General features: G+C 72.8%; 21 protein-coding genes and 1 pseudogene. 14 read left to right on the plus strand and 8 right to left on the minus strand.

Going from position 1 to position 26,216, the window contains the following annotated elements; all coding sequences use genetic code 11:
- Window positions 1–26 precede the first annotated feature (26 nt).
- Together Sco07f_RS02225 and Sco07f_RS02230 are read right to left on the minus strand one after the other, a co-directional pair.
- Window positions 27–857, minus strand: a complete 831-nt coding sequence (locus Sco07f_RS02225) for a hypothetical protein (RefSeq protein ID WP_007449446.1) — start codon at window positions 855–857, stop codon at window positions 27–29.
- Window positions 854–1,393, minus strand: a complete 540-nt coding sequence (locus tag Sco07f_RS02230; RefSeq protein ID WP_007449444.1) for a SigE family RNA polymerase sigma factor — start codon at window positions 1,391–1,393, stop codon at window positions 854–856. Before Sco07f_RS02230 ends, Sco07f_RS02225 begins: the two co-directional genes overlap by 4 nt.
- 476 nt (window positions 1,394–1,869) lie before the next feature.
- On the opposite strand from Sco07f_RS02230, the pseudogene Sco07f_RS41215 reads away from it, so the two are divergent.
- The 4 genes and pseudogenes from Sco07f_RS41215 to holA all read left to right on the plus strand — a co-directional run.
- Window positions 1,870–2,442, plus strand: a pseudogene (locus tag Sco07f_RS41215) (N-acetylmuramoyl-L-alanine amidase); the annotation flags it as partial.
- Between the two features lie 672 nt (window positions 2,443–3,114).
- The gene (locus Sco07f_RS02240) at window positions 3,115–3,996 is read left to right on the plus strand and encodes a YceI family protein (protein ID WP_007449435.1); all 882 of its coding nucleotides are present in this window, start codon (window positions 3,115–3,117) and stop codon (window positions 3,994–3,996) included.
- A 31-nt stretch (window positions 3,997–4,027) separates the two neighbouring features.
- Entirely contained in the window at window positions 4,028–4,273 is a 246-nt protein-coding gene (locus Sco07f_RS02245; RefSeq protein WP_042826107.1) for a hypothetical protein, read from the plus strand.
- Window positions 4,274–4,470: 197 nt separating this feature from the next.
- Window positions 4,471–5,460 (plus strand): DNA polymerase III subunit delta, encoded by a 990-nt coding sequence (gene holA / locus Sco07f_RS02250; RefSeq protein ID WP_218030728.1) that lies wholly within the window; start codon window positions 4,471–4,473, stop codon window positions 5,458–5,460.
- Between the two features lie 277 nt (window positions 5,461–5,737).
- On the opposite strand, the gene rpsT is transcribed toward holA, so the two are convergent.
- Window positions 5,738–6,004 (minus strand): 30S ribosomal protein S20, encoded by a 267-nt coding sequence (gene rpsT / locus Sco07f_RS02255; protein ID WP_003976241.1) that lies wholly within the window; start codon window positions 6,002–6,004, stop codon window positions 5,738–5,740.
- A gap of 237 nt (window positions 6,005–6,241) precedes the next feature.
- On the opposite strand from rpsT, the gene lepA reads away from it, so the two are divergent.
- The 4 genes from lepA to hemW all read left to right on the plus strand — a co-directional run bounded on the left by lepA (window position 6,242) and on the right by hemW (window position 14,141).
- Window positions 6,242–8,110 (plus strand): translation elongation factor 4, encoded by a 1,869-nt coding sequence (lepA, locus tag Sco07f_RS02265; RefSeq protein ID WP_054100519.1) that lies wholly within the window; start codon window positions 6,242–6,244, stop codon window positions 8,108–8,110.
- A gap of 335 nt (window positions 8,111–8,445) precedes the next feature.
- Window positions 8,446–10,323, plus strand: coding sequence for an AMP-dependent synthetase/ligase (locus tag Sco07f_RS02270; protein WP_054100520.1), 1,878 nt, complete (start codon window positions 8,446–8,448; stop codon window positions 10,321–10,323).
- 235 nt (window positions 10,324–10,558) lie between these two features.
- A complete protein-coding gene (locus tag Sco07f_RS02275; protein WP_108986770.1) occupies window positions 10,559–12,850 on the plus strand; it encodes an ATP-binding SpoIIE family protein phosphatase in 2,292 nt (763 codons plus the stop codon).
- 58 nt (window positions 12,851–12,908) lie between these two features.
- On the plus strand, window positions 12,909–14,141 hold the full coding sequence (hemW, locus tag Sco07f_RS02280) for a radical SAM family heme chaperone HemW (protein ID WP_054100522.1): 1,233 nt from the start codon (window positions 12,909–12,911) through the stop codon (window positions 14,139–14,141).
- A 113-nt stretch (window positions 14,142–14,254) separates the two neighbouring features.
- Here hemW and Sco07f_RS02285 read toward each other — a convergent pair whose 3' ends face one another.
- Both Sco07f_RS02285 and Sco07f_RS02290 read right to left on the minus strand, forming a co-directional pair.
- Window positions 14,255–15,061, minus strand: a complete 807-nt coding sequence (locus tag Sco07f_RS02285) for a DUF3097 domain-containing protein (RefSeq protein ID WP_007449424.1) — start codon at window positions 15,059–15,061, stop codon at window positions 14,255–14,257.
- Between the two features lie 34 nt (window positions 15,062–15,095).
- Window positions 15,096–15,839, minus strand: coding sequence for an MBL fold metallo-hydrolase (locus Sco07f_RS02290; protein WP_108986771.1), 744 nt, complete (start codon window positions 15,837–15,839; stop codon window positions 15,096–15,098).
- 183 nt (window positions 15,840–16,022) lie between these two features.
- On the opposite strand from Sco07f_RS02290, the gene hrcA reads away from it, so the two are divergent.
- From hrcA to Sco07f_RS02310, 4 genes are all read left to right on the plus strand, one after another.
- Window positions 16,023–17,039, plus strand: coding sequence for a heat-inducible transcriptional repressor HrcA (gene hrcA / locus Sco07f_RS02295; RefSeq protein WP_007388452.1), 1,017 nt, complete (start codon window positions 16,023–16,025; stop codon window positions 17,037–17,039).
- Window positions 17,040–18,176 (plus strand): molecular chaperone DnaJ, encoded by a 1,137-nt coding sequence (gene dnaJ, locus Sco07f_RS02300; protein WP_007388451.1) that lies wholly within the window; start codon window positions 17,040–17,042, stop codon window positions 18,174–18,176.
- A gap of 87 nt (window positions 18,177–18,263) precedes the next feature.
- Window positions 18,264–19,358, plus strand: a complete 1,095-nt coding sequence (locus tag Sco07f_RS02305) for a nitronate monooxygenase (protein ID WP_007388450.1) — start codon at window positions 18,264–18,266, stop codon at window positions 19,356–19,358.
- Complete coding sequence (locus Sco07f_RS02310) at window positions 19,355–20,104, plus strand: 16S rRNA (uracil(1498)-N(3))-methyltransferase (RefSeq protein WP_108986772.1); 750 nt, start codon at window positions 19,355–19,357, stop codon at window positions 20,102–20,104. Before Sco07f_RS02305 ends, Sco07f_RS02310 begins: the two co-directional genes overlap by 4 nt.
- Window positions 20,105–20,138: 34 nt before the next feature.
- On the opposite strand, the gene Sco07f_RS02315 is transcribed toward Sco07f_RS02310, so the two are convergent.
- A complete protein-coding gene (locus Sco07f_RS02315; protein ID WP_174855298.1) occupies window positions 20,139–20,516 on the minus strand; it encodes a hypothetical protein in 378 nt (125 codons plus the stop codon).
- A 99-nt stretch (window positions 20,517–20,615) separates the two neighbouring features.
- Between Sco07f_RS02315 and Sco07f_RS02320 the strand changes: the two genes are divergently transcribed.
- Both Sco07f_RS02320 and Sco07f_RS02325 read left to right on the plus strand, forming a co-directional pair.
- The gene (locus Sco07f_RS02320) at window positions 20,616–21,104 is read left to right on the plus strand and encodes a hypothetical protein (RefSeq protein WP_167467994.1); all 489 of its coding nucleotides are present in this window, start codon (window positions 20,616–20,618) and stop codon (window positions 21,102–21,104) included.
- Between the two features lie 67 nt (window positions 21,105–21,171).
- A complete protein-coding gene (locus Sco07f_RS02325) occupies window positions 21,172–24,375 on the plus strand; it encodes a S41 family peptidase (RefSeq protein ID WP_108986774.1) in 3,204 nt (1,067 codons plus the stop codon).
- 18 nt (window positions 24,376–24,393) lie between these two features.
- On the opposite strand, the gene Sco07f_RS02330 is transcribed toward Sco07f_RS02325, so the two are convergent.
- Window positions 24,394–25,293 carry a class I SAM-dependent methyltransferase gene (locus Sco07f_RS02330; RefSeq protein WP_108986775.1) on the minus strand — a complete coding sequence of 300 codons (900 nt, stop codon included), beginning with the start codon at window positions 25,291–25,293 and terminating at the stop codon, window positions 24,394–24,396.
- Window positions 25,294–25,382: 89 nt separating this feature from the next.
- The gene (locus tag Sco07f_RS02335) at window positions 25,383–26,045 is read right to left on the minus strand and encodes an XRE family transcriptional regulator (RefSeq protein WP_244941974.1); all 663 of its coding nucleotides are present in this window, start codon (window positions 26,043–26,045) and stop codon (window positions 25,383–25,385) included.
- Between the last annotated feature and the right edge of the window lie 171 nt (window positions 26,046–26,216).

Consider the following 26,216-nt stretch of genomic DNA (forward strand, 5'->3'; position numbering starts at 1 on the left):
CGCCGAGTCGCCGAGTCGTCGAGTCGCTACTCGGTCACCTCAGCGGACTGGTAGGCGGCCGAGCCCGGGGACGCGCAGGCGAACCAGTTCGCCGTGGGGAAGCCGCGGACGGACCGGATGACGGCGTTCGTGTCGCGTACGGGGGTGTTGTCGGGGGCGCGGTCGGCCAGGGTGGTGGTGCCGTCCTTCCAGTGGCAGGCGACCTGCTTCGCCGTGGTGGGAACCGTCCCGATGACCAGACGGTGCGGTCCGTCCTCACCGGTGAGGGGCTGGGGCAGGACCTCGACCTCCTTCCCCTTCGGCCAGGGCAGTGTGCTCGTGGTGTCGGAGTCCACCATGCGATGGGTGAGTTCGTCGTTCGTGGCGCCTTCGGGGCCGTAGAAGCGGATGACGAAGTAGCTGGTGCGGCCGACGAGGCCGGCGGGGTCGCCCGAGGTCGCCGGGGTGAGCCCCCAGTCCGCCATGGCCTCGGTCTGTTTCACGGCCTCGGCCCTGTCGTGGGGTGCCGGCCACACCTGCACGTTGACGGCCCACCTCTCGCCCCCGGACGTGCCGACGGCCACCTGCGAGATCTGCGGCAGGAACACGCGTCGTTCGTCCGCGGGGGCGGGCTTGGCGGGGGCGCTGGAGTCGTTCCCCCCGGGCAGGCTCGTCAGGGCCAGCGTTCCCGTGGTGCCCGCCAGCACCACCGCCGCGACCGCTGCCACCGTCCGTCGCCGCGCCCTGCGCCGACGGCCCGCACGCACGACGGCGTCCACGGGGGCCACGCCGGTCTCCACCTCGTGAGCGGTGTCCGCGAGGAGAGCAGCGATCCGCTCCTGTGCCGTGTCCCGGCCGGTACCGTCCACACCGGTCATGTCCGTCCTCCCTGCAATGTGGTGTCGGCCAGCGCCGGTACGGCGCGCAGTTTCGCTATCCCCTTGGCCGTGTTGCTCTTGACCGTGCCGACCGAGCAGCCCATGGCCCGGGCGGTCTGTGTCTCCGTGAGGTCCTCCCAGTAGCGCAGGACCACCGCCTCGCGCTGCCGCGCGGGCAACTGGGCGAGCGCTTCGAGCAGGGCGCCGCGGTCGTCGGCCCGTGCCATCGGGTCGGCGGCGTCGGCCGGTTCGCGCACCGGGCCGGAGTCGTCCTTCGGCGCCAGGAACTCCTTGAGCCGTCTTCTGTGTCTGCGGGCGTGCGCGTTGATCATCACGCGCCGCACATAGGCGTCCGGGTCGTCGGCCGCGTTCACCCGGCGCCAGGCCGTGTAGGCCCGCTCGAGCGTCGACTGGACCAGGTCCTCGGCGGCGTACCTGTCGCCGGTGAGGAGAAAGGCCGTGCGCATCAGCCCCGGCCACCGGCCGATCACGAATCTGCGGAACTCCTCGTCCCGTGTCTGCTTGGCATCCCCCATGGGCACCTCCTGAATACCTGAAGGAGTCCATGAGCCGGCCAGACCGTTGCCTCAGTACACGGACTTCGCAGATTCTCCCGCAGGGAGCGGTACTGGCCGGATCGCGAGCCGTTCCGGTCTCTGCGGCGCGGGGAGGCGTAGGCCGGGATGGCGCCGGGAATTTTCAGTACAGCACGGAAGAAGGCGCGGATGACGTCACCGTGTCGCGCAGCCGACGCGCCCGCCAACGGCCTCCCCCCACACCACCACCACTCCACGGCCTCACAGGCCATTCCCGACCGCCACCGTCACCACCACCGTCACCACCACCGGCATCACGACACGACGGGCTCGGCGCCGGAACGCCCGCCCCACCGGCAGAAGGAGAAACCCATGCCCCAACCCCCCACGCCGGGGCGCACCGTTGTGCACCGGCCCGGCGAGGACGGCCGCCAGGCCACGCGGTCGCGGCCGGAGTGTGGCTGATGGCCACCCCCATGAGCGCGGGCAGCTTCCTCAAGGCACTGAAGGCGGAGGGCCTCACCGTCGTCGAGGTGGGCGACTGGCGGGACCACAACCGCAACCACAAGGGCCCGTGGGGCCCCGTCAACGGTGTGATGATCCACCACACCGTGACCCGGGGCAGCGCGGCCACCGTGGAGATCTGCCGCAAGGGCTACGACAGCCTGCCCGGCCCGCTGTGCCACGGCGTCATCACCAAGGACGGCAGGGTCCATCTGGTCGGCTACGGCCGGGCCAACCACGCCGGTCTCGGCGACGACGACGTGCTGCGTGCCGTCGTCGCGGAGAAGGCGCTGCCCCGGGACAACGAGGCCAACACCGACGGCAACCGGCACTTCTATGGCTTCGAGTGCGAGAACCTCGGGGACGGCAAGGACCCGTGGCCCGCCGCGCAGTTGGATGCGATCGAGCGGGCCGCCGCGGCGGTGTGCCGTCACCACGGCTGGAACGAGCGATCGGTGATCGGCCACCTCGAGTGGCAGCCCGGGAAGATCGACCCGCGCGGTTTCACCATGGCGTCGATGCGCGCCCGCGTCGAAGAACGCCTCACCCACCCCGCCGGCTGGACGCCCGGCGACTCCGAGGAGGAAGACATGCCGCGAGCGATCAGCCGGTCCGACGGCGACGACCAGGAGATCACGCCCCGGGAGTGGACGACGCTCTCCGTGGACGGGGTGGACCTGCTGACCGGCGCGTCCCACTACCAGGCCACGGCCTACCTTCGAGCGGACGTGCCGCCCGGCTCCACGCTCCAGGGCCGCTTCTACCACCTGCGTCCGGACGGCACCCGATGGACCGGGCCGATCGTCGAGCGGGTGGGCACCAGCGGTGACAGCTTCCCGGACTTCGGGAACAGCGGCTCGATCGTCGCCACCGAACGGCTGCGCTTCGAGTTCGTCTACTACCCGCCCGACTCCGGCGACGAGACCCCGGTCACGGTGACGAGCGCGAAGGTCCGCGGGCTGTACTGGGAGGCGTGACCGGAGTCCCGCCGCGGCACCGTCGGCCCACCGGACCGGGCCGTCGGTGCCGCCTGTGCGCCCGCTGTGAGAAATCCCGCCCGGTGTGGTGAAACCGGACCACACGGGGCCACTCCTGCCTACTTGCAGCACATGTGACGGTTTCCCGCGATGTGGCCCCGTGTTGCCTCGAAAGCCACATCGGTGATCGAATGTTTCTCCGTCAACTAGTTTTCTCATGTCGTGCAGAGGGTGTCGCAAATGATCGGCCGCTTGCTGGGAAGCCGAACGAAGCGGATGCAACGGACGGGTCCCCTGGCGGCGGTGCACACCCCGCCGGACGCGGGCGTGCTGAGCTGCCGCGTGCTCGACCCCGTCAACGACCCCGTGCCGAACGCGGAGTTCACGGTCAGCGACACCATGGGGCGCAAGGTCGTCGGCGGCGGCACGGACCCCTTCGGGTCGTTCGTGGCGACGGTGCCCGCGGGGGAGTACCGGCTCGCCGTGTCCGCCGAGGGCTACACGCCGTACCGGGCCTCCGCGACGGTCGTCGAGGACACGCTGGCCTCGCTCGGCGACGTGACGCTCCAGGTGGCCCGGCCGCCGGAGCTGCCCGCTTCGGGCGACTGGGAGATCGAGCCCGCGCACTCCTCGATCGCGTTCACCGCGCGGCACATCGGGCTGGCCCGGATCCACGGCCGGTTCAACTCCTTCGCGGGCGCGGTGCGCATCGCCGACGACATGGAACAGTCCGCGATGCACGTCGTGATCGGCGCGGCGTCCATCGACACCAACGTCAAGATGCGCGACGACCACCTGCGCTCGGCCGACTTCCTGGACGTGGAGCGGTTTCCGACCCTGGAGTTCTACAGCGACCGCTTCACCCACCGCGGCGGCAACCGGTGGGCCGTCACCGGGGCGCTGTCCCTGCACGGTGTGACGCGCACGGTCACCCTGGACACCGAGTACCTCGGACTCGGCAACGGCATGGAGGGCGAGACGCGGGCCGCCTGCCGCGCCACCACCGAGCTGCACCGCGACGACTTCACCGTCAGCTGGCAGACGATGCTGGCCCGCGGCATCGCCGTGGTCGGCCCCAGCATCCGCATCGACCTCGACGTGCAGATCGTGCCCAAGGGCTGACCGTGCCCGGGACTGACCCACAATGGCTCCCGTGAGCGACGTGAGACATGTGCTGGTACTGCCCGACCGCGACGCGGCGGAGGAGGCCGCCCAGGCGCTCGGGGAACGGTTCGGGCTCGACGAGGAGCCCCGCATCCTCCGGGACGCCCTGGCCGGGGAGGACGACGCCGAGGACGCGCAGTGGCTGGTCGTCCTGCGGGACGAGCGGGAGGCACTGGACCCCGGTGAGCTGGACGCGTTCGCGGGGGAGTGGGAAGGCTGGCGCGAGGAGCCCTAGCCGGCCCGCCCCCCCGCCACCCGCCTCGCACCGCGCAGCCCCCCCCCCGGCACCCGACGCGCCCGCCCAGCGCCGCCCGGCACCCGACGCGCCCGCCCAGCGCCGCCCGGCACCCGACGCGTCCCGCCCGCCCCCGCCGCGTACCGCCCGGCATCGCTCGTCCGGCGTTGTCAGTGGCGCGTGCGATGCTTGTCGCGATGGCCAGGAAGACTGCGAATGACGACCCTCTCGCCCCGGTGACCCTTGCCGTGGGCCAGGAGGACCTCCTGCTCGACCGTGCCGTGCAGGAGGTGGTGGCCGCCGCCAAGGCCGCCGACGCCGACACGGACGTGCGCGACCTCACCCCGGACCAGCTTCAGCCCGGCACCCTCGCCGAGCTGACCAGCCCCTCGCTCTTCGCCGAGCGCAAAGTCGTGGTCGTACGCAATGCGCAGGACCTGTCCGCCGACACCGTCAAGGACGTCAAGGCCTACCTCGCCGCCCCGGCCGAGGAGATCACCCTCGTACTGCTGCACGCGGGCGGTGCCAAGGGCAAGGGCGTGCTCGACGCCGGCCGCAAGGCGGGCGCGCGCGAGGTGGCCTGTCCGAAGATGACGAAGCCCGCCGACCGGCTGGCCTTCGTGCGCGCGGAGTTCCGTACGGCCGGGCGGTCGGCCACGCCCGAGGCCTGCCAGGCCCTGGTCGACGCGATCGGCAGCGACCTGCGGGAGGTCGCCTCGGCGGTGTCCCAGCTGGCCGCCGACATCGAGGGGACCATCGACGAGGCGGTCGTCGGGCGGTACTACACCGGACGGGCGGAGGCCTCCAGCTTCACGGTCGCCGACCGGGCGGTCGAGGGACGTGCGGCGGAGGCGCTGGAGGCGCTGCGCTGGTCGCTGGCGACCGGAGTGGCACCGGTACTGATCACCAGCGCCCTCGCGCAGGGCGTCCGGGCCATCGGCAAGCTGTCCTCCGCCCGCGGCGGACGCCCCGCCGACCTCGCCCGCGAGCTGGGGATGCCGCCCTGGAAGATCGACCGCGTCCGGCAGCAGATGCGCGGCTGGACCCCGGACGCCGTCTCCGTGGCCCTGCGTGCGGTGGCCGAGGCGGACGCCGGCGTGAAGGGCGACGGGGACGACCCCGAGTACGCCCTGGAGAAGGCCGTGGTGACCGTAGCCCGGGCGGCGCGCTCGCGGGGACGGTCGTAAGCCCACCCGGCCCGCCCCTTCCCGCCCTGCCCACCGCACTCTCCACTCTCCACTCTCCTCACGCTCCCCGTGTGCCTCCGGTCCGGGAAACACCGGAGGCCCCGGCGTCCGTCCTGGGGAAGGACGGCCACCGGGGCCTCGGGATCAAGCTCGCGGATCCATGCCCGCGTGGCGAACGCAGGCCGCGCACGGATCCTGGGTGCCGGACGGGAGCGGATGAGAGAGGGCCCGCTCTGGGTCCTTCCGGCGGTCACACCAGATAAATCCAGACAGGGGTTCAGCCCTTGAGAGCGCCGACCTTCTGCGCCAGCGCCGACTTCTTGTTGGCGGCCTGGTTCTTGTGGATGACGCCCTTGGAGACGGCCTTGTCGAGCTCGCGCGAAGCGACGCGCTGGAACTCGGTGGCCTTCTCGACGTCACCCGCGGCGGCGGCCTCGCGGGCCTTGCGGATCGCGGTCTTCAGAGAGGACTTGACCGACTTGTTGCGCAGCCGGGCCTTCTCGTTGGTCTTGTTCCGCTTGATCTGGGACTTGATGTTCGCCACGAATGAGCCTTTGCAGGTTCAGGCACGAGGCCGCGAGGGTCCCGTGCCGGTGATTTCTTGAAGGAGTGCCTCGCGCTGAGAGGGCAAGAGACACAGCCCCCCACACTACCAGCGCGTCGTCGAGGGTCCCAAACCCGTACCGGCTCCCCACCCGTGGGACCATGGAGGCTACGTATCGATCCGACCCGAGACCCGAGACCGCAGACACTGCGGACGCCTCAAGAATCAGGACCCTGCGTGCCCGCGATCCCCAGCCATGTGCCCGAGCCGAGCCGTACCGACCCGGCGCTGATCCGCAACTTCTGCATCATCGCGCACATCGACCACGGCAAGTCCACGCTCGCCGACCGGATGCTCCAGCTGACCGGTGTGGTCGAGCAGCGGCAGATGCGCGCCCAGTACCTCGACCGCATGGACATCGAGCGCGAGCGCGGCATCACGATCAAGTCCCAGGCGGTGCGGTTGCCGTGGGCCCCGACCCACGACAAGGGCGCCACGCACATCCTCAACATGATCGACACCCCGGGGCACGTCGACTTCACCTACGAGGTGTCGCGGTCGCTGGCCGCGTGCGAGGGCACCATCCTCCTCGTCGACGCCGCCCAGGGCATCGAGGCCCAGACCCTCGCCAACCTCTACCTGGCGATGGAGAACGACCTCACGATCATCCCCGTACTGAACAAGATCGACCTGCCGGCCGCACAGCCCGAGAAGTTCGCCGAGGAGCTGGCCAACCTGGTCGGCTGCGACCCCGACGACGTACTCAAGGTCTCCGCCAAGACCGGTCTCGGCGTCGAGGCGCTGCTGGACAAGGTCGTCGCCGAGGTCCCGGCCCCGGTCGGCGTCAAGGACGCCCCCGCCCGCGCGATGATCTTCGACTCGGTCTACGACTCCTACCGCGGTGTCGTGACGTACGTCCGTGTCATCGACGGCCAGCTCAACAAGCGCGAGCGGATCCGGATGATGTCCACCAACGCCACGCACGAGCTGCTCGAGATCGGCACCAACTCGCCCGAGATGCTCTCCGCCGACGGCCTCGGTGTCGGCGAGGTGGGGTACCTGATCACCGGCGTGAAGGACGTCCGCCAGTCCAAGGTCGGTGACACGGTCACCAGCATGCACAAGGGCGCCACGGAGGCGCTCGGCGGTTACAAGGACCCCAGGCCCATGGTCTTCTCCGGCCTGTATCCGCTGGACGGCTCCGACTACCCCGAGCTGCGCGAGGCGCTGGACAAGCTCCTGCTCAACGACGCCGCCCTGGTCTACGAGCCGGAGACCTCCGCCGCCCTCGGCTTCGGATTCCGCGTCGGCTTCCTCGGCCTGCTCCACCTGGACGTGATCCGGGAGCGCCTGGAGCGCGAGTTCGGCCTCGACCTCATCGCCACCGCGCCCAACGTGGTCTATCGCGTGGTGATGGAGGACGGCACCGAGGTCGAGGTCACCAACCCGAGCGAGTTCCCCGAGGGGAAGATCAACGAGGTCTACGAGCCGGTCGTGCGCGCCACGATCCTGGCGCCGACCGAGTTCATCGGTGCGATCATGGAGCTGTGCCAGACCCGGCGCGGCACCCTGCTGGGCATGGACTACCTGTCCGAGGACCGGGTGGAGATCCGCTACACCCTCCCCCTCGCGGAGATCGTCTTCGACTTCTTCGACCAGCTGAAGTCCAAGACGCGCGGTTACGCGTCCCTCGACTACGAGCCCACGGGCGAGCAGACCTCCAGCCTCGTCAAGGTCGACATCCTGCTGCACGGCGACAAGGTGGACGCCTTCTCGGCGATCACCCACAAGGACCAGGCGTACGCGTACGGCGTCCGGCTCGTCGCCAAGCTGCGCGAGCTCATCCCGCGCCAGGCCTTCGAGGTGCCCATCCAGGCCGCCATCGGCTCCCGGGTGATCGCCCGCGAGACCATCCGCGCCATCCGCAAGGACGTCCTCGCCAAGTGCTACGGCGGTGACATCTCCCGCAAGCGGAAGCTGCTGGAGAAGCAGAAGGAAGGCAAGAAGCGGATGAAGATGGTGGGTTCCGTGGAGGTTCCGCAGGAGGCCTTCATCGCGGTGCTGTCCAGCGACGACAGCGCGGGGTCGGGCAAGGGCAAGAAGTAGCCGCCGCGCCGCACGCCGGGTCCGGCCAAAACGGACACCGAGGGGCCCGTCGTACGAAAGTGCGGCGGGTCTCTTCGCATGTCACGGGCAGGCCTCTGTAGGAAATGACAGGGCGCGGGCTCTTACGCGGGGGCCGGTCGCCCTTTACCCTGATGCCTGCCCCTTAGTTACTCGTGAGTTAAACAAGTGATCGGGCAACAGTCCGACGCGCCGCTTGACCGCGGCCCGAACAACCGCCCGAACCATCGCCCGAGAGTGAATCCAGCCGCACCTGAGCCAGCCGCAACGAGCCAGCCGCACCAGCCAGCCGCACCGTCGCGGGCCCGGAGGATGTCGTGAGCGACACACAGACACTGATCGAGAACCGTCCGCCCTCCGTGGCGGGACTCTTCCTGGAGCGGGTGGCCGCCACGCCGGACGCCGAGGCGTACCGCTACCCGGTGCCGCCGGCCTCGGGCGAGGGCCCCGACGACTGGAAGTCGCTGACCTGGGCGCAGGCCGCCGAGCGGGTCTACGCGATCGCGGCCGGCCTGGTCGAGCTGGGCGTGCAGCCGGAGCAGCGGGTGGCGCTGGCCGCCTCCACCCGGCTGGAGTGGATCCTCACCGACCTGGGCATCATGTGCGCCGGCGCGGCGACGACCACCGTCTACCCGCAGACCAACGCCGACGAATCGGCGTACATCCTCTCCGACTCCGAGAGCCGGGTGCTGATCGCGGAGGATGCCGCGCAGCTGGCCAAGGCGAGGGAGAAGCGGGCCGAGCTGCCCGACCTCACCCACGTGGTCGTGATCGACGCGGCCGGCGCCGACACCTCCGAGGACTGGATCCTCACCCTCGACGAGCTGGAGCGCCGGGGCGCGGCCCGCCTGGAGACCGACCCGCAGCTGATCAAGGAGCGGGTCGGCGCGCTCACCAAGGACCAGCTCGCCACCCTCATCTACACCTCCGGCACCACCGGCCGGCCCAAGGGCGTCCGCCTCCCGCACGACAACTGGGCGTACATGGCGAAGGCCATCGCCGCGACCGGCCTGTGCACCAAGGACGACGTGCAGTACCTGTGGCTGCCGCTCGCCCACGTCTTCGGCAAGGTGCTGACCTCCGGCCAGATCGAGGTCGGCCACGTCACCGCCGTCGACGGCCGCGTCGACAAGATCATCGAGAACCTGCCGGTCGTGCAGCCGACCTACATGGCGGCCGTGCCCCGCATCTTCGAGAAGGTCTACAACGGCGTCGCCGCCAAGGCCCGCGCGGGCGGCGGGGCCAAGTACAAGATCTTCCAGTGGGCCGCCGGGATCGCCCGCGAGTACGCCAAGGTCACCCAGGACAACTTCAAGCGCACCGGCACCGCGAGCGCCCCCGCCGGCCTGCGCACCAAGCACGCCGTCGCCGACAAGCTCGTCTACGCCAAGATCCGCGAGGCCTTCGGCGGCCGCCTGCGCGCCTGCGTCTCCGGCTCGGCGGCCCTCGCCCCCGAGATCGGCTACTTCTTCGCCGGCGCCGGCATCCACATCCTGGAGGGCTACGGCCTCACCGAGTCCTCCGCCGCCTCCTTCGTCAACCCCGGCGAGGCCTACCGCACCGGCACCGTCGGCAAGCCGCTGCCCGGCACCGAGGTGCGCATCGCGGACGACGGGGAGATCCTGCTGCGCGGCCCCGGCATCATGGAGGGCTACCACAAGCTGCCCGAGAAGACCGCCGAGGTCCTCGAGTCCGACGGCTGGTTCCACACCGGCGACATCGGCGAGCTGTCGCCCGACGGCTACCTGCGCATCACCGACCGCAAGAAGGACCTCATCAAGACGTCCGGCGGCAAGTACATCGCGCCGGCCGAGGTCGAGGGCCAGTTCAAGGCGGTCTGCCCCTACGTCTCCAACATCCTTGTGCACGGCGCCGACCGGAACTTCTGCACCGCGCTCATCGCCCTCGACGAGATCGCGATCACGGAGTGGGCCAAGGAGAACGGCCTGGAGGGCAAGCCGTACGCCGAGATCGTCGCGGCGCCCGCGACCGTCGAGATGGTCGACGGCTACGTCAAGCAGCTCAACGAGGGCCTCCAGCGCTGGCAGACCATCAAGAAGTTCCGCCTGCTGCCCCGCGACCTCGACGTCGAGCACGGCGAGATCACCCCGAGCCTGAAGCTGAAGCGGCCGGTGGTGGAGCGGGAGTACAAGAACCTGATCGAGGAGATGTACGAGGGCTCGCGCGAGGCGTAGCCGCCGGGGCTGCCCGCAGCCCCATGAGGTGCGCTGTCCCGCCGCCGTTCGCGCGGCAGATGTTCGAAGACGGCCGGTTTCCGTTCGGATTCCGGCCGTCTTCGAACGTTCGCCTAGCACGGTTCTCACCCATCACGGCCCACTTCGGTAACTCCGCGCTTATGGGCCGGGCCGGTCTGTCACTCTGTCGGCATCGAGTGTGAGGAATTCGCACGAACTGCCCGGGGAGACGTCCATGGGGGCCATTCCGACGCAGCGGGAGACCGTCTCCCGCTCCGGCGCGGCGCCGGCGCGCGCCGCCGAGGCATCGGCCGAGGGCTTCGACGACGGTTTCGGCGAGGGCTTCGAGGAGGGTTTCGAGGAGTGCGCCCGGGCGCGCGTGACCCTGCTGGGCAGCTCCCTGGCGCCGGGCGCCGCCCGCGCGATGGCACGGGCCGCGCTCGCCGACTGGTCCGCGCTCGGCCTGCCCGGCACGGAGCACCTGACCGAGCACCTCGCCGCCGACGCCCTGGTCGTCGTCAGCGAGCTGGTCACCAACGCCGTCGTGCACGCCGGCACCGACGTCGAGGTGGGCCTGCGGGCGGAGGCGACCGGCACCCTCGTCGTCGAGGTCGCGGACCGGCACCCCTCCCGTGCCCCGAGGGGCGGCGACCACGAGACACCGCACGAACCCGCCGAGTACGGGCGCGGCCTGCGGCTCGTCGCCGCACTGGCGGAGTCCTGGGGCATCACCTACCGCCCGGGCACCAAGACGGTGTGGGCGCGGCTGCAGGCCCCCGGCGCGGAGCCCGCCGACGGTGTGGGGAGCGGTGGCGGCGCGGGAGCCGGTGTGGGTGTGGGGAGCGGTCACGGTGCGGGGGCCGGTGCCGGTGGTGGAGCCGGCGAGGTCGCGGCCGTCCGGCCGGGCGGGGAGACGGTCGGGCCGGCCGGGAGCGCGGAGCGGGCCGAGGACTGCGCCGCGGGGCGTCCGGGAACGCCGTCCACGGACACGACGGAGCCGGGAGCCCCCGGAGGGCCGGACGGCGCGTCCGGTGTGCTGCCCGGAAGGCCCGGCCGGCGCCGCTCCCGCGACCGGGAGTGGCTGGGCCGCGGCGCCCTGTCCTTCCTCGCCGAGGCCTCCGACCTCCTGGCCGGGCAGCTCGACGAGGACCTGGTCGCCTCCCTCACCGGCCAGCTGATCGTGCCCCGGCTCGCCGACTGGTGCGGGGTGTGGCTGGAGGACGAGACCCTGGGCCGGGGCGCCTGGAGCGACGACTCCGGGGCGTCCGTCGGCGCCCGGCTCGCCCGCGTGTGGCACGCGGGCGAGGGGCACCTCGACGAGCTGCGCGCGGCCCTGGAGAAGGAGCCGCCCCGCCCGCGCGACCCGTGGCGCTCCGGTCCCGTCGGCCACCCCTGGCCCGGCGAGGCACTCGGCACGCACGGCACCGCGCTCGCCTACCGTCTGGTCGCCGGCGGCCGGCCACTGGGCACCCTGGTCATCGGACGGGCCGACCCCGCGGGCGTTCCGGACACCCAGAGCACCCTGGGAGCCCAGGGCGACCCGGGCGACTTTGGCCCCGAGGGCATCCGGAGCGGCATCCAGAGCCCCGGGGGAGCCCAGGGCGGCCAGGCCGGCCCGGACGCCTGTGACACCAGCGGCTTCCCCGGCTTCCCCGACGAGATCACCGGGCTGGTCGAGGATCTCAGCCGCCGGGTGGCGCTGGCCATCGGCGCCGCCCGCCAGTACGCCCGGCAGGCCACCATCAGCGCCGTGCTCCAGCGCGGCCTGCTGCCCGGCGCCGTCGCGGAGATCCCCGGCGTGCGCAGCGCCCTCGTCTACGAACCGCGCGACAAGGGCGGTCCCAGCGGCGACTTCTACGACCTCTTCCCGGCCGGCGACGGCCGCTGGTGCTTCGCCGTGGGCGACGTCCAGGGCAAGGGCCCCGAGGCCGCCGTCGTCATCGGGCTCGCCCGGCCCTGGCTGCGGCTGCTGGCCCGCGAGCAGTACGGCGTCCCCGACGTCCTCGACCGCCTCAACCAGCTCCTCCTCGACGACGCCACCGAGGCCGCCGACGCCGCCGCCCGCGCCCTGGTCGCCGCCGGAGGCCCACCGGTTGCCCCGGGCGACGGACCGCAGACCCGTTTCCTCTCCCTGCTCTACGGCGAGCTGGTCCCCTTCGAGGGCGGCGTCCGCTGCACCCTCGCGTCCGCCGGACACCCGCTGCCGCTGCTCCTCGGGCCCGACGGCACGGTGACCGCGGTCGCGTGCCCGCAGACCCTGCTCGGCGTCGTCGAGGACGCGACGTACGTCAGCGAGACCTTCGAGCTGCGGTCCGGCGACACCCTGCTGTGCGTCACGGACGGGGTCACCGAGCGGCGCAGCGGCTCCCGCCAGTTCGACGACGGCGACGGGCTCGCCGCGGCGCTGGCCGGCTGCACGGGCCTGGACGCCGAGCTGGTCGCCGAGCGCATCAGACGGCTGGTGCACGAGTTCGGGCCCCGGCCCCCGGAGGACGACCTGGCCCTGCTGGTGCTCCAGGCGGAGTGAACGGGGGCAGTGAACGGGGCGGGCAGGGGATCCGGCCGGGTGCGGGACAATGGAACGCATGCCCTCCGCACTCCCCGACGGCGAGCCCGTCCCCGCCGACGGCGCGCTGCCCGCGTCCGCGCTCGCCGGGGCCGCCGACCGCCCCCTCGGTTTCTACCTGCACGTGCCGTACTGCGCGACCCGCTGCGGCTACTGCGACTTCAACACCTACACCGCGACCGAGCTGCGCGGCACCGGCGGCGTCCTCGCCTCCCGCGACAACTACGCCGACACGCTCGTCGACGAGGTCCGCCTGGCCCGCAAGGTGCTCGGCGACGACCCCCGCGAGGTGCGCACGGTCTTCGTCGGCGGCGGTACACCCACCCTGCTGGCCGCCGGTGACCTGGTGCGGATGCTGGGCGCGATCCGCGACGAGTTCGGCCTGGCGCCGGACGCGGAGATCACGACGGAGGCCAACCCCGAGTCCGTCGACCCGGCGTACCTCGCGGCCCTCCGCGAAGGCGGCTTCAACCGGATCTCCTTCGGCATGCAGAGCGCCAAGCAGCACGTCCTGAAGATCCTGGACCGCACCCACACCCCCGGACGCCCCGAGGCCTGTGTCGCCGAGGCCCGCGCGGCCGGCTTCGACCACGTCAACCTCGACCTGATCTACGGCACCCCCGGCGAGTCCGACGACGACTGGCGCGCCTCCCTGGACGCCGCGCTCGGCGCCGGCCCCGACCACGTCTCGGCGTACGCCCTGATCGTCGAGGAGGGCACCCGGCTCGCCCGGCGCATCCGGCGCGGCGAGGTCCCCATGACCGACGACGACGTGCACGCCGACCGCTACCTGATCGCGGAGGAGACCCTGTCCGCGGCGGGCTACGACTGGTACGAGGTGTCGAACTGGGCCACCTCCGACGCCGGGCGCTGCCTGCACAACGAGCTGTACTGGCGGGGCGCCGACTGGTGGGGCGCGGGACCGGGCGCGCACTCCCACGTGGGGGGCGTGCGGTGGTGGAACGTGAAGCATCCCGGTGCGTATGCGGGGGCGCTGGCGGCGGGGAAGTCGCCGGGCGCCGGGCGTGAGGTCCTGACGGACGAGGACCGGCGCGTGGAGCGCGTCCTGCTGGAGCTGCGCCTGCGGGAGGGCGTCCCGCTGTCGCTGCTGCGGGAGGCGGGGCTCGCGGCGTCGCGGCGGGCGCTGTCGGAGGGGCTGCTGGAGGAGGGGCCGTACGGGGCGGGGAGCGCGGTGCTGACGCTGCGCGGACGGCTGCTGGCGGACGCGGTGGTGCGGGACCTGGTGGACTGACGGGGACTTTTCTCGCCCCCGCCGCCCCTTCCCGTCCCGACCCGGGGGCGCTGCCCCCGGACCCCCGCTCCTCAAACGCCGGAGGGGCTGGATTCACCAGCCGGACAAGAACGTCACGCCGTCACGAAGTCGATCAGCTCCTCCACCCTCCCCAACAACTCCGGCTCCAGGTCCTTGTACGACCCCACCCGCGCCAGGATCGCCTGCCACACCGCCCCCGTGTTCTCCGACGGCCAGCCCAGCGCCCGGCACACCCCCGTCTTCCAGTCCTGACCGCGAGGAACCCGGGGCCAGGCGTCGATGCCGACCGACGCCGGCTTCACCGCCTCCCAGATGTCGATGTACGGGTGGCCCACGACCAGCGCGTGCTCGCTCGTCACCGCCTCCGCGATGCGCCACTCCTTCGAACCCGGCACCAGATGGTCCACCAGGACGCCCAGCCGTGCGTCGGGGCCCGGGGCGAAGTCGGCGACGATCGACGGGAGGTCGTCCACGCCGCCCAGGTACTCCACGACGACGCCCTCGATGCGCAGGTCGTCGCCCCAGACCTTCTCGACCAGCTCGGCGTCGTGCCGCCCCTCGACGTAGATGCGCCCGGCGCGCGCCACCCGCGCCCGTGCGCCGGGGACGGCGACCGAACCGGACGCCGTACGGGAGGGGCGGGCGGGACCGGAGGACGACGAGGGCCGCACCAGCGTCACCACGCGCCCCTCCAGCAGGAAGCCGCGCGGTTCCAGCGGGAAGACGCGGTGCTTGCCGAAGCGGTCCTCCAGGGTCACTGTGCCCGCCTCGCAGCGGATCACCGCGCCGCAGAACCCGGTGCCGGGCTCCTCGACCACCAGGCCCGGATCGGCCGGCACCTCGGGGACGGGCTGCGGCTTCTTCCACGGAGGGGTCAGGTCGGCGGAGTACTGGCGCATTCTGCCGACGATACGAGAAACGCCCGCGCCATGATCAGCGCGACACGCCGAACCGGGCGGCCAGGGCGTCCCGTTGGGCCCGGACGAAGGCCGCGTCCACCACCGCCCCGTGACCGGGAACGTACAGCGCGTCCGCCCCGCCCAGCTCCAGCAGCCGGTCCAGTGCGGCAGGCCAGCGCGCCGGTACGGCGTCGGGGCCCGCCTGCGGCTCGCCGGACTCCTCGACCAGGTCGCCGCAGAACAGGACGTTCGGGGAGCCCGGCACCAGCACCGCCAGGTCGTGCCCGGTGTGCCCCGGCCCCACGTCGGCCAGCAGCACCCGCCTGTCTCCGCCCAGGTCCAGCACGCACGCGTCGCCGACCTCGTGCCGGACCGGGACGAGCGCGTCGGCCGCCTCCCGCGCCGCCCCCGCCTCCATCCCCTCCGCCACCGCGTCCGCGCGCAGCGCCTCCCGCCCCTGTCCGCCCGGCGCGAACAGCGCGCCCGCGCCCGACGTGCCGTGCGCGCCGTACACCTCCGCGCCCGCGAACGCCGCCGCGCCGAAGACGTGGTCGAAATGCGGGTGGGTCAGCGCGAGATGTGTCACATGCCGCCCGGCGAGCCGCCGCGCCGCCTCCCGCAACCGGACGCCCTCCGCCAGGCTCGACCCCGCGTCCACCATCAGCGCCGCGTCCGCGCCGAGCACCAGCCCCGTCGTGCAGTCCCAGCCCGGCAGCCGGCACCGCCCCACACCCTCCGCCAGCCGCTCCCAGCCCAGCTCTTCCCAAGTCACCGTCACGGCGACGACGCTAACGGCATCGTCACGGCCTTGCCGGGGGCGTACCCCACGGCCGTACACTGGGCCGGGGAAGTCTGGCACTCGCGAGCCATGAGTGCCAGGGCAGACAGGTCAAGGCGGGCCAGACAGGCCAGACAGGCCAGACAGGCCGAAACGGGCGGACGAAGCTGGAGGTGTGCGCGAATGCTCAGTGAACGCAGGCTCCAGGTGCTGCGCGCCATCGTCCAGGACTACGTCGGCACCGAGGAACCGGTCGGTTCCAAGGCCCTCACCGAGCGGCACAACCTCGGCGTCTCCCCGGCCACCGTGCGCAACGACATGGCGGCCCTGGAGGACGAGGGGTTCATCGCCCAGCCGCACACCAGCGCCGGGCGCATCCCGACCGACAAGGGCTACCGGCTCTTCGTCGACAAGCTGGCGGGCGTCAAGCCGATGACCGCGCCCGAGCGGCGTGCCATCCAGAACTTCCTGGAGGGCGCCGTCGACCTCGACGACGTCGTGGCCCGCACGGTGCGGCTGCTCGCGCAGCTGACCCGGCAGGTCGCCGTCGTGCAGTACCCGTCGCTGACCCGTTCGACGGTGCGGCACGTGGAGCTGCTCTCGCTCGCGCCCGCGCGCCTGATGCTCGTGCTGATCACGGACACCGGCCGGGTGGAGCAGCGGATGGTCGACTGCCCGGCGCCGTTCGGCGAGGCGTCGCTGGCCGATCTGCGGGCGCGGCTCAACAGCCGGGTCGCGGGGCGCCGTTTCACGGATGTGCCGGCTCTGGTGGAAGATCTGGCGGAGCCCTTCGAGGCCGAGGATCGCGGTACGGTCTCCACCGTGCTCTCCACTCTCCTGGAGACGCTGGTCGAGGAGAACGAGGAGCGGCTGATGATCGGCGGCACCGCCAATCTGACCCGCTTCGGGCACGACTTCCCCTTGGTGATCCGGCCGGTGCTGGAGGCACTGGAGGAGCAGGTCGTGCTCCTCAAGCTGCTCGGCGAGGCGAAGGATCCGGGCGTGACCGTCCGAATCGGTCACGAGAACGCCCACGAGGGACTCAACTCAACGTCCGTCGTGTCGGTCGGCTACGGTTCGGGCGGCGAGGCGGTTGCCAAGCTCGGCGTGGTCGGACCGACCCGCATGGATTACCCGGGAACGATGGGAGCGGTACGCGCAGTGGCACGGTACGTCGGACAGATCCTGGCGGAGTCGTAGGTGGCCACGGACTACTACGCCGTACTCGGCGTGCGCCGCGACGCTTCCCAGGACGAGATCAAGAAGGCGTTCCGGAGGCTCGCCCGCGAGCTGCACCCGGACGTCAACCCCGATCCGAAGACCCAGGAGCGGTTCAAGGAGATCAACGCCGCCTACGAGGTGTTGTCGGACCCGCAGAAGAAGCAGGTCTACGACCTCGGCGGCGACCCGCTCTCGCAGGCGGGCGGCGGCGGGGCCGGCGGCTTCGGCGCGGGCGGCTTCGGGAACTTCTCGGACATCATGGACGCGTTCTTCGGTACGGCGTCGCAGCGCGGGCCGCGCTCGCGCACCCGCCGGGGCCAGGACGCGATGATCCGCATCGAGGTCGAGCTGGACGAGGCGGCCTTCGGCACGACCAAGGACATCCAGGTCGACACCGCGGTCGTCTGCAACACCTGCAACGGCGAGGGCGCGGCGCCCGGCACGTCGGCCCAGACGTGTGACATGTGCCGGGGCCGCGGCGAGGTCTCGCAGGTCACCCGGTCCTTCCTGGGCCAGGTCATGACCTCGCGGCCCTGCCCGCAGTGCCAGGGCTTCGGCACCGTGGTCCCCACCCCGTGCCCCGAGTGCGCGGGCGACGGCCGGGTCCGCTCCCGCCGCACCCTGACCGTGAAGATCCCGGCCGGTGTCGACAACGGCACCCGGATCCAGCTCGCGGGCGAGGGCGAGGTCGGCCCCGGCGGCGGCCCCGCCGGCGACCTGTACGTGGAGATCCACGAGCTGCCCCACTCGACCTTCCAGCGGCGCGGCGACGACCTGCACTGCACGGTCACCATCCCGATGACGGCGGCGGCCCTCGGCACGAAGGTGCCGCTGGAGACCCTCGACGGCATGGAGGAGGTCGACATCCGCCCGGGCACCCAGTCCGGCCAGTCGATCCCGAAGCACGGCCGGGGCGTCACCCACCTGCGCGGTGGCGGCCGCGGCGACCTCATCGTGCACGTCGAGGTCACCACCCCGGGCAAGCTCGACCCCGAACAGGAACGCCTCCTGCGCGAGCTGGCCAAGCTCCGCGGCGAGGAACGTCCGACCGGGCAGTTCCAGCCCGGGCAGCAAGGGCTGTTCTCGCGGCTGAAGGACGCGTTCAACGGGCGCTGAGCCGTACGTTCCGATGCGGATGCTCCTGGCGTATGCCAACGGAAGCCCGGATTCGGACTTGTGCGGAGGACGTGACAACATGCCGTCATGTCCTCCGCACTGACCGATCTCTTCCCCTACCCGATCGTGCAGGCGCCCATGGCGGGCGGCGTCTCCGTGCCGCAGCTCGCGGCCGCGGTGTGCGAGGCGGGCGGGCTGGGCTTCCTGGCCGCCGGGTACAAGACCGCGGACGGGATGTACCAGGAGATCAAGCATCTGCGGGGACTGACCAGCCGCCCCTTCGGCGTCAACCTCTTCCTCCCGCAGCCGGAGACGGCCGACCTCGCCGCCGTCGACGTCTACGCCCACCAGCTGGCCGGCGAGGCCGCCTGGTACGAGACGGAGCTGGGCGACCCCGACAGCGGCCGGGACGACGGCTACGACACCAAGCTCGCCGTACTGCTCGACAACCCCGTACCGGTGGTGTCCTTCCACTTCGGCGTGCCCAGCCGTGAGGTCGTCGACTCCCTGCACCGCGTGGGGACCTTCGCCCTGGTCAGCGCGACCACCGCGGACGAGGCCCGGGCCGTCGAGCAGTCCGGCGCCGACGCGGTGATCGCGCAGGGCGCCGAGGCCGGCGGGCACCAGGGCACCCACCGGGACAACCCGGAGACCGGCGGCGCGGGCACCGGGCTGCTGTCGCTGGTCGCCCAGGTCCGGGAGGCGGTCAGCCTGCCGATCGTCGCCGCCGGCGGCATCATGCGCGGCGGCCAGATCGCCGCGGTTCTCGCGGCCGGCGCGAGCGCGGCCCAGCTCGGCACCGCCTTCCTGGCCACCCCCGAGTCCGGGGCCCACGACCTGCACAAGCAGGCGCTGACCAACCCGCTGTTCGTGCGCACCGAACTCACCCGCGCCTTCTCCGGCCGCCCCGCCCGCGCCCTGGTCAACCGCTTCCTGCGCGAGCACGGTCCCTACGCCCCCGCCGCCTACCCCGAGGTGCACCACCTCACCTCGCCGGTGCGCAAGGCGGCGGCGAAGGCGGGCGACGCGCAGGGCCTGGCGCTGTGGGCGGGACAGGGGCACCGGATGGCCCGGGAGCTGCCCGCCGGACAGCTCGTGGAGGTGCTGGCGGCCGAACTCGCCGCCGCCGGGACAGCGTTGTCGGGGTTGTCGGGCTACCCGGCGGGAGGCGGCGGCCGATGACGGCACCGGTGTTCGTGGTCGATTCCCTGCAGCCCCAGGACCTGCCCGCGGGCGAGTACGTCCTCGACGGCCCCGAGGGACGCCACGCCGTCTCCGTGAAGCGGCTGCGGACGGGCGAGGACGTCGTCCTCACCGACGGACGCGGCCACTGGGCCGAGGGCGTCGTGAAGGCCGCCGAGGGCAAGGACCGCCTGGTTGTCACCGTCCCGGACGGGGTGCGCGAGGAGCCGGCCGAGCAGCCCCGCATCACCGTCGTGCAGGCCCTGCCCAAGGGGGACCGCGGTGAGCTGGCCGTCGAGACGATGACCGAGGTCGGTGTCGACGCGGTCGTGCCCTGGGCGGCGTCCCGGTGCATCACGCAGTGGAAGGGCGAGCGCGGCCTGAAGGCGCTCGGCAAGTGGCGGGCGACGGCCCGGGAGGCCGGCAAGCAGTCCCGCCGGGTCCGCTTCCCCGACGTCGCGGACGCGGCGACGAGCAAGCAGGTTGCCTCACTTCTGGCCGAGGCCGACTTCGCCGCCGTACTCCACGAGAGCGGCGACGTTCCCCTGTCCGACGCCGAACTCCCCGCCACCGGCGACATCGTGCTGGTCGTGGGCCCCGAAGGGGGCGTGTCCCCGGCGGAGTTGGCGCTCTTCGCCGAGGCCGGTGCGAGCCCCTACCGCCTGGGCCGCAGCGTCCTGCGCACCTCCACCGCGGGCACCGCCGCGACCGCCGTACTCCTGGCCCGCACCGGCCGCTGGTCCTGACGGTGCCGGATCGCCCGGGGCCCGACCGTCCCGGTCAGCCGTCGGTGGCGGCGGCCACGGCGGGGAACAGCTCCCAGCCGTCCAGCTCCACCGGCCGGCCCCCGGGCCCGGGCAGCAGCCCCCGCCGCCCGGCCTCCTCGGCCAACGCCCGTACGACACCGGGTTCGCGCAGGTTGAGCAGGTTGCCGCGACCGTCCGCCACGCAGCCCTCGCACCAGTAGTCGCCCTCCGAGGTGTACCGGCCGGAGTCGGGCGCGCCCGCGAGAAAGACGAACCGGACCCGGACCTCGTCCCGGTAGAGCGTCAGCGCGTCCCGCCAGACGCCGTCGCGGCCCCGTTTCTGCCGGTGACTCCACAGCCAGGTGGTGCGTTCGTCCACGACGAGCCTGCGCTGCCTGCGGTCGTTGCCCATGGCGCCCACGGTAGTGAGGAGTGGCCGTATGCGCCCTACCGCCGACCCCCGGGCGGTGGGACGCTGCCCTTCATGTGGGCAATGAGACGGATTCGGCGCATGGCTCCGGTGGTCGTCGGTGCGGCCGTCGCCGTCGGCGGGGCCGTGGCGTGCGAGCCGGGTGGACTCAGTTCTGCGACGGTGGCGTACACCACCGACCAGACCGTGACCCGCGAATTCCAGCGGCAGAAGGCGGAGGTGCGCTGGCTCACCTGCACCGCCTCCTACGGCGACAAGGGCACCACCGCCCCGGCGAGCGAGAACGCGGTCGCCTCCGTGCACTGCGAGGGCAGGACCGACGACGGCAAGGACATCACCGTCGACGGCAAGGTCACCAAGGTCGTCGACGGCGCCTGCGTGCGCGGGAACCTGACCGCGAAGGTGGACGGCAAGGAACGGTTCCGGGTCAAGGGCCTGGGCAACTGCGACGCCACCAGCGCCCCGCCCGCCAACCGGCCCTCCCGGAACGGGCCCGGGCCCACCGTGACCGTCACCCGGACCATCTGGTGCCCCACCGACCCGCACTGCGGGCCGGTCGAGGGCAAGTGACCGGACCGGGCCCATGGCCGGGAAGTGATCCAAACCTCTGTCGGCGGGCCGCACCCCTGCATAGGGTATGGGGGTGACTCAGCCCGCAGCGCCTGCCTACCTCCGCTTTCCGCACCCGCACGGCGAGTTGGTCGCCTTCACCGCCGAGGACGACGTGTGGCTCGCCCCGCTCGACGGCGGCCGTGCCTGGCGGGTCAGCGCCGACAACGTACCGGTGAACCACCCGCGGGTCTCGCCCGACGGCACCACGGTCGCCTGGACCTCCACCCGCGACGGCGCCCCCGAGGTGCACGTCGCGCCCGTCGAAGGCGGTCCCGCCAAGCGCCTCACCCACTGGGGCAGCATCAGGACCCAGGTACGCGGCTGGACCGCCGACGGCCGCGTCCTCGCCCTGAGCACCTACGGCCAGGCCAGCCTGCGCCGCAGCTGGGCCCGCGCCGTCCCGCTCGACGGCGGCCCGGCGACCACCCTGCCGTACGGACCCGTCGGCGACGTCGCCCAGGGCCCGCACACCGTGCTGCTGTCCGCGCCGATGGGCCGCGAGGCAGCCTGGTGGAAGCGCTACCGGGGCGGCACGGCCGGCAAGCTGTGGATCGACCGCGAGGACGACGGCGAGTTCGTGCGCCTGCACGACGGCCTCGACGGCAACATCGAGTACCCCTTCTGGGTCGGCGACCGCATCGCCTTCCTCTCCGACCACGAGGGCACCGGTGCCCTCTACTCCTCCCTCGCCGACGGCTCCGACCTGCGCCGGCACACGCCCCTCGACGGTTTCTACGCCCGGCACGCCGCAACCGACGGCACCCGCGTCGTCTACGCCTGCGCCGGTGAACTGTGGACCCTGGACGACCTCGACGGCGCCGAGCCCCGACGGCTCGACATCCGGCTCGGCGGCGCCCGCGTCGACCTCCAGTCCTACCCGGTCAACGCCGCCCGCTGGTTCGGTTCGGCCTCCCCCGACCACACGGGGCGGGGCAGCGCCGTCGCCGTACGCGGCGGCGTGCACTGGGTCACCCACCGCTCCGGACCCGCCCGCGCCCTCGCGGTCACCCCGGGCGTGCGCACCCGGCTGCCGCGCACCTTCCGCGCCGACGGCGAGGAGTGGGTGGTGTGGGTGACGGACGCCGAGGGTGACGACGCCCTGGAGTTCGCGCCCGCCACCGGGCTCGCCCCCGGCGCCACCGCACGGCGCCTGGCCGCCGGGCAGCTCGGCCGGGTGCTGCACCTCGCCGTGGCCCCCGACGGCAGCCGCGTCGCCGTCGCCTCGCACGACGGGCGGGTCCTGCTCGTCGAGCGGGAGAGCGGCGAGGTCCGCGAGGTCGACCGCAGCGAGGACGGCGACGCCTCCGGCCTGGTCTTCTCGCCCGACTCCTCCTGGCTCGCCTGGTCCCACCCCGGCCCGGAACCGCTGCGCCAGCTCAAGCTCGCCAACACCACCGACCTGTCGGTGAGCGAGGCGACCCCGCTGCGCTTCAAGGACTACTCGCCCGCCTTCACCCTGGACGGCAAGCACCTCGCCTTCCTCTCCACCCGCTCCTTCGACCCGGTCTACGACGAGCACGTCTTCGACCTGGCCTTCGTCGAGGGCGCCCGCCCCTACCTGATCACCCTCGCCGCGACCACCCCCTCGCCGTTCGGCCCGCAGCGCCACGGCCGCCCCTTCGAGACGCCGGACCGCGAGGAGACCCCCGACAGCGAGGGCACCCCCACCACCCGCATCGACATCGAGGGCCTCGCCGACCGCATCGTGCCCTTCCCGGTCGAGGCCGCCCGCTACTCCCGGCTGCGCGCCGCCAAGGACGGCGTCCTGTGGCTGCGCCACCCGCTCACCGGCGTCCTCGGCGCCTCCCGCGCCAACCCGGAGGACCCCGACCCCAACACCGAGCTGGAGCGGTACGACCTCGCCCAGCAGCGCGTCGAGCACCTCTGCGGCGACGCCGACCACTTCGAGGTCAGCGGCGACGGCAAGCGGGTGCTGCTGTGGACCGACGGGCGGCTCAAGGTCGTACCCAGCGACCGGCGGGCCTCCGGCGACGAGGACAGCGACACCAACATCAGCGTCGACCTGGGGCGGGTCCGGCAGACCGTCGAACCGGCCGCCGAGTGGCGGCAGATGTTCGACGAGACCGGCCGCATCATGCGCGACCACTACTGGCGGGCCGACATGAACGGCGTCGACTGGGACGGCGTCCTCGACCGCTACCGGCCCGTCCTGGACCGCGTCGCCACCCACGACGACCTGGTCGACCTCCTGTGGGAGGTGCACGGCGAACTGGGCACCTCGCACGCCTACGTCACCCCGCGCGGCGGCCACGGCTCCGGCGCCCGGCAGGGCCTGCTCGGCGCCGACCTCTCCCGCCACGAGGACGGCGCCTGGCGCATCGACCGTGTCCTGCCGTCCGAGACCTCCGACCCCGACGCCCGCTCCCCGCTCGCCGCACCCGGGGTCGCGGTGCGCGCCGGGGACGCGATCGTCGCGGTGGCGGGACAGGCCGTGGACCCCGTCACCGGTCCGGGCCCGCTGCTCGTCGGTACGGCCGGCAAGCCGGTCGAGCTGACCGTCTCCCCGTCCGGCGGCGGCGAGGTGCGGCACGCCGTCGTCGTCCCGCTCGCCGACGAGGAGCCGCTGCGCTACCACGCCTGGGTCGCCGACCGCCGCGCCTACGTGCACGAGAAGTCCGGCGGCCGGCTCGGCTACCTGCACGTCCCGGACATGCAGGCGCCGGGCTGGGCCCAGATCCACCGTGACCTGCGCGTCGAGGTGGCCCGGGAGGGCCTGGTCGTCGACGTCCGCGAGAACCGCGGCGGCCACACCTCCCAGCTGGTCGTGGAGAAGCTGGCCCGGCGCATCGTCGGCTGGGACCTGCCGCGCGGCATGCGGCCGACCAGTTACCCGCAGGACGCGCCCCGCGGACCGGTCGTCGCGGTCGCCAACGAGTTCTCCGGCTCGGACGGCGACATCGTCAACGCCGCGATCAAGGCACTCGGCATCGGCCCGGTCGTCGGCGTCCGCACCTGGGGCGGCGTCATCGGCATCGACAGCCGCTACCGGCTGGTCGACGGCACGCTGATCACGCAGCCGAAGTACGCGTTCTGGCTGGAGGGCTACGGCTGGGGCGTGGAGAACCACGGCGTCGATCCGGACGTCGAGGTGCCGCAGCGCCCCCAGGACCACGCGGCGGGCCGCGACCCCCAGCTGGACGAGGCGATCACGCTGGCGCTGGCCGCACTGGAGGAGACTCCGGCGAAGACACCGCCGAGCCTGCCCTAGCCGTACCGGCTCGCGGCGTCAGGTGCGGCGGGCGGCCCAGACGCTGCGTTCCGTGCGTACGGCGAGATCCTCGCGGCGCAGCAGGCTGTCCGGGCCGTCCGGGTCCAGGAGCTCGTCGAGCGCGGCGAGGTCCTCGGCGTCGAGGGCGGGGGCGGCCACGTCGCGGATGCGCCGCAGGCTGCCGTGCGCGTAGCGGCCGACCGCCTCGCTGCGCGCGCCCTCGATGTCGACGGTGACGGTGCGCTCGTCCTCGACGGTGAAACCGGCGGCCGTCAGCATCGGCCCCCAGTCGGCGCCGCGGTGCGGAACGTGCTCGGCGTGGAAGCCTTCCGTCGCGGCATGGGCGCGCTCCTCGAGGCCGGGCCGGCCCTCGGGAGCGTCGGCGGGCAGGAAACGGGGGAAGCCCGCGAGCTCGACGACGGCGAACAGGCCCCCGGGTGCAAGCAGTTCGCGGACGCGTCCGAGGGTGCGGCCGGGGTCGGACATGTGGTGCATCGATGCCGACGCCCACACCAGGTCCGGCCTGCCGAGGTCGGGCCAGTGGTCGCTGTCGAGGTCGGCCTGCACGGTCCGTACGCGCCCCTCGGCGCCGCGGGCGCACGCCTTCTCGCGCAGCAGTTGGAGGTGCCCGGCCGAGGTGTCGACGGCGGTGACGTGCGCGTCGGGGAAGCGGTCGAGAAGCGCGAAGGTGCCCGCGCCGGTGCCGCAGCCCAGATCCACGATCCGGCGGGGCCCGCTCCTGAGCGGCAGCCAGGCGGTGATCGACGCGATGTGCTCGGAGAGCACCTCGGCGTCCAGATCGAGGATCTCCGCCTGGCCGGTGTCATCGTGCTCGTGCCCCTCGGGGCTGCTGTGGCCGTGCCCGGGGTGGTGGACTGCCTCGGCGTGGTGGGGGGTGTGCTGGTGCGCTCGGGTCATGGCGACACCGTAGGCAGGTCATGCGCGGAACGCGTGGCCGCTTGCGTGGAAGGCAAGAAGGTCGCGTGCTGCGCTGCCCGGCACGCAACTCACCGGCCGGACCCGGGGCCCCGGTCGGCCGTGGGCCCCGAGGTGAAGGGGCTCCCCGTGCCCTCGCAGTCGGCTTCGGTGCCGTCGGCGCCGGCGCCCTTCTGGTGGCCGCGGCGGGCGTCGCGGTCGAAGATCCCCAGGATCTCGCACGGTCCGCCCTCGGCGCCGATGGCGTGGGGCAGCATGGTGGGGAACTCCGCGGCCTGGTTGGTCTCGACGCGAAAGCGCCGGTGACCGAGCATGAGGACGGCGGTGCCGGACAGTACGACGAGCCATTCGCGGCCGGGGTGGGCGCGCATGCGGGCGGGATTGTCGGGCGGCGGGTCGGTCATCCGCTGACGCATCACGCTCATGCCGGGGTCGCCCTTCACGGGCCAGCGCATCAGGCCGTGGGTGGCGTCGATCATCGGGCTGACGACGACGTCGTCGGCGGCGTTCTCCACGAGCTGGTCCAGCGTGGTGTCCAGGGCGCGGGCGAGGGTGACCAGCTGATCCAGGGCGAGGCGCCGCCGGCCGTTCTCGATGCGGCTCAGTGAGGACTGGCTGAGGTTGGCCCGGCCGGCCAGTTCCTCCAGCGACCAGCCCTGCGCCACCCGCAGCGCGCGGATCCGTTTGCGCACGAGGCTGTCCAGCTCACCATCTTCTTGCGTCATGGGCAACATTGTATGCCAGCACCGCAAGGCGGGCTTAGCGTCGAAACAGATTCACGCACCACCCCCTGCCGCACCACCCCCTGCCGCACCACCCCCCCTGCCGTACCCCCCCTGCCGCACCACCCCCATGCCGCACCACCCCCTGCCGCACCGGCCCCCTACCGGCGCCGGTGCGGCATG

Origin of the sequence: Streptomyces coelicoflavus (genome assembly GCF_003112555.1) — a bacterium.
Classification (GTDB): domain Bacteria; phylum Actinomycetota; class Actinomycetes; order Streptomycetales; family Streptomycetaceae; genus Streptomyces; species Streptomyces coelicoflavus.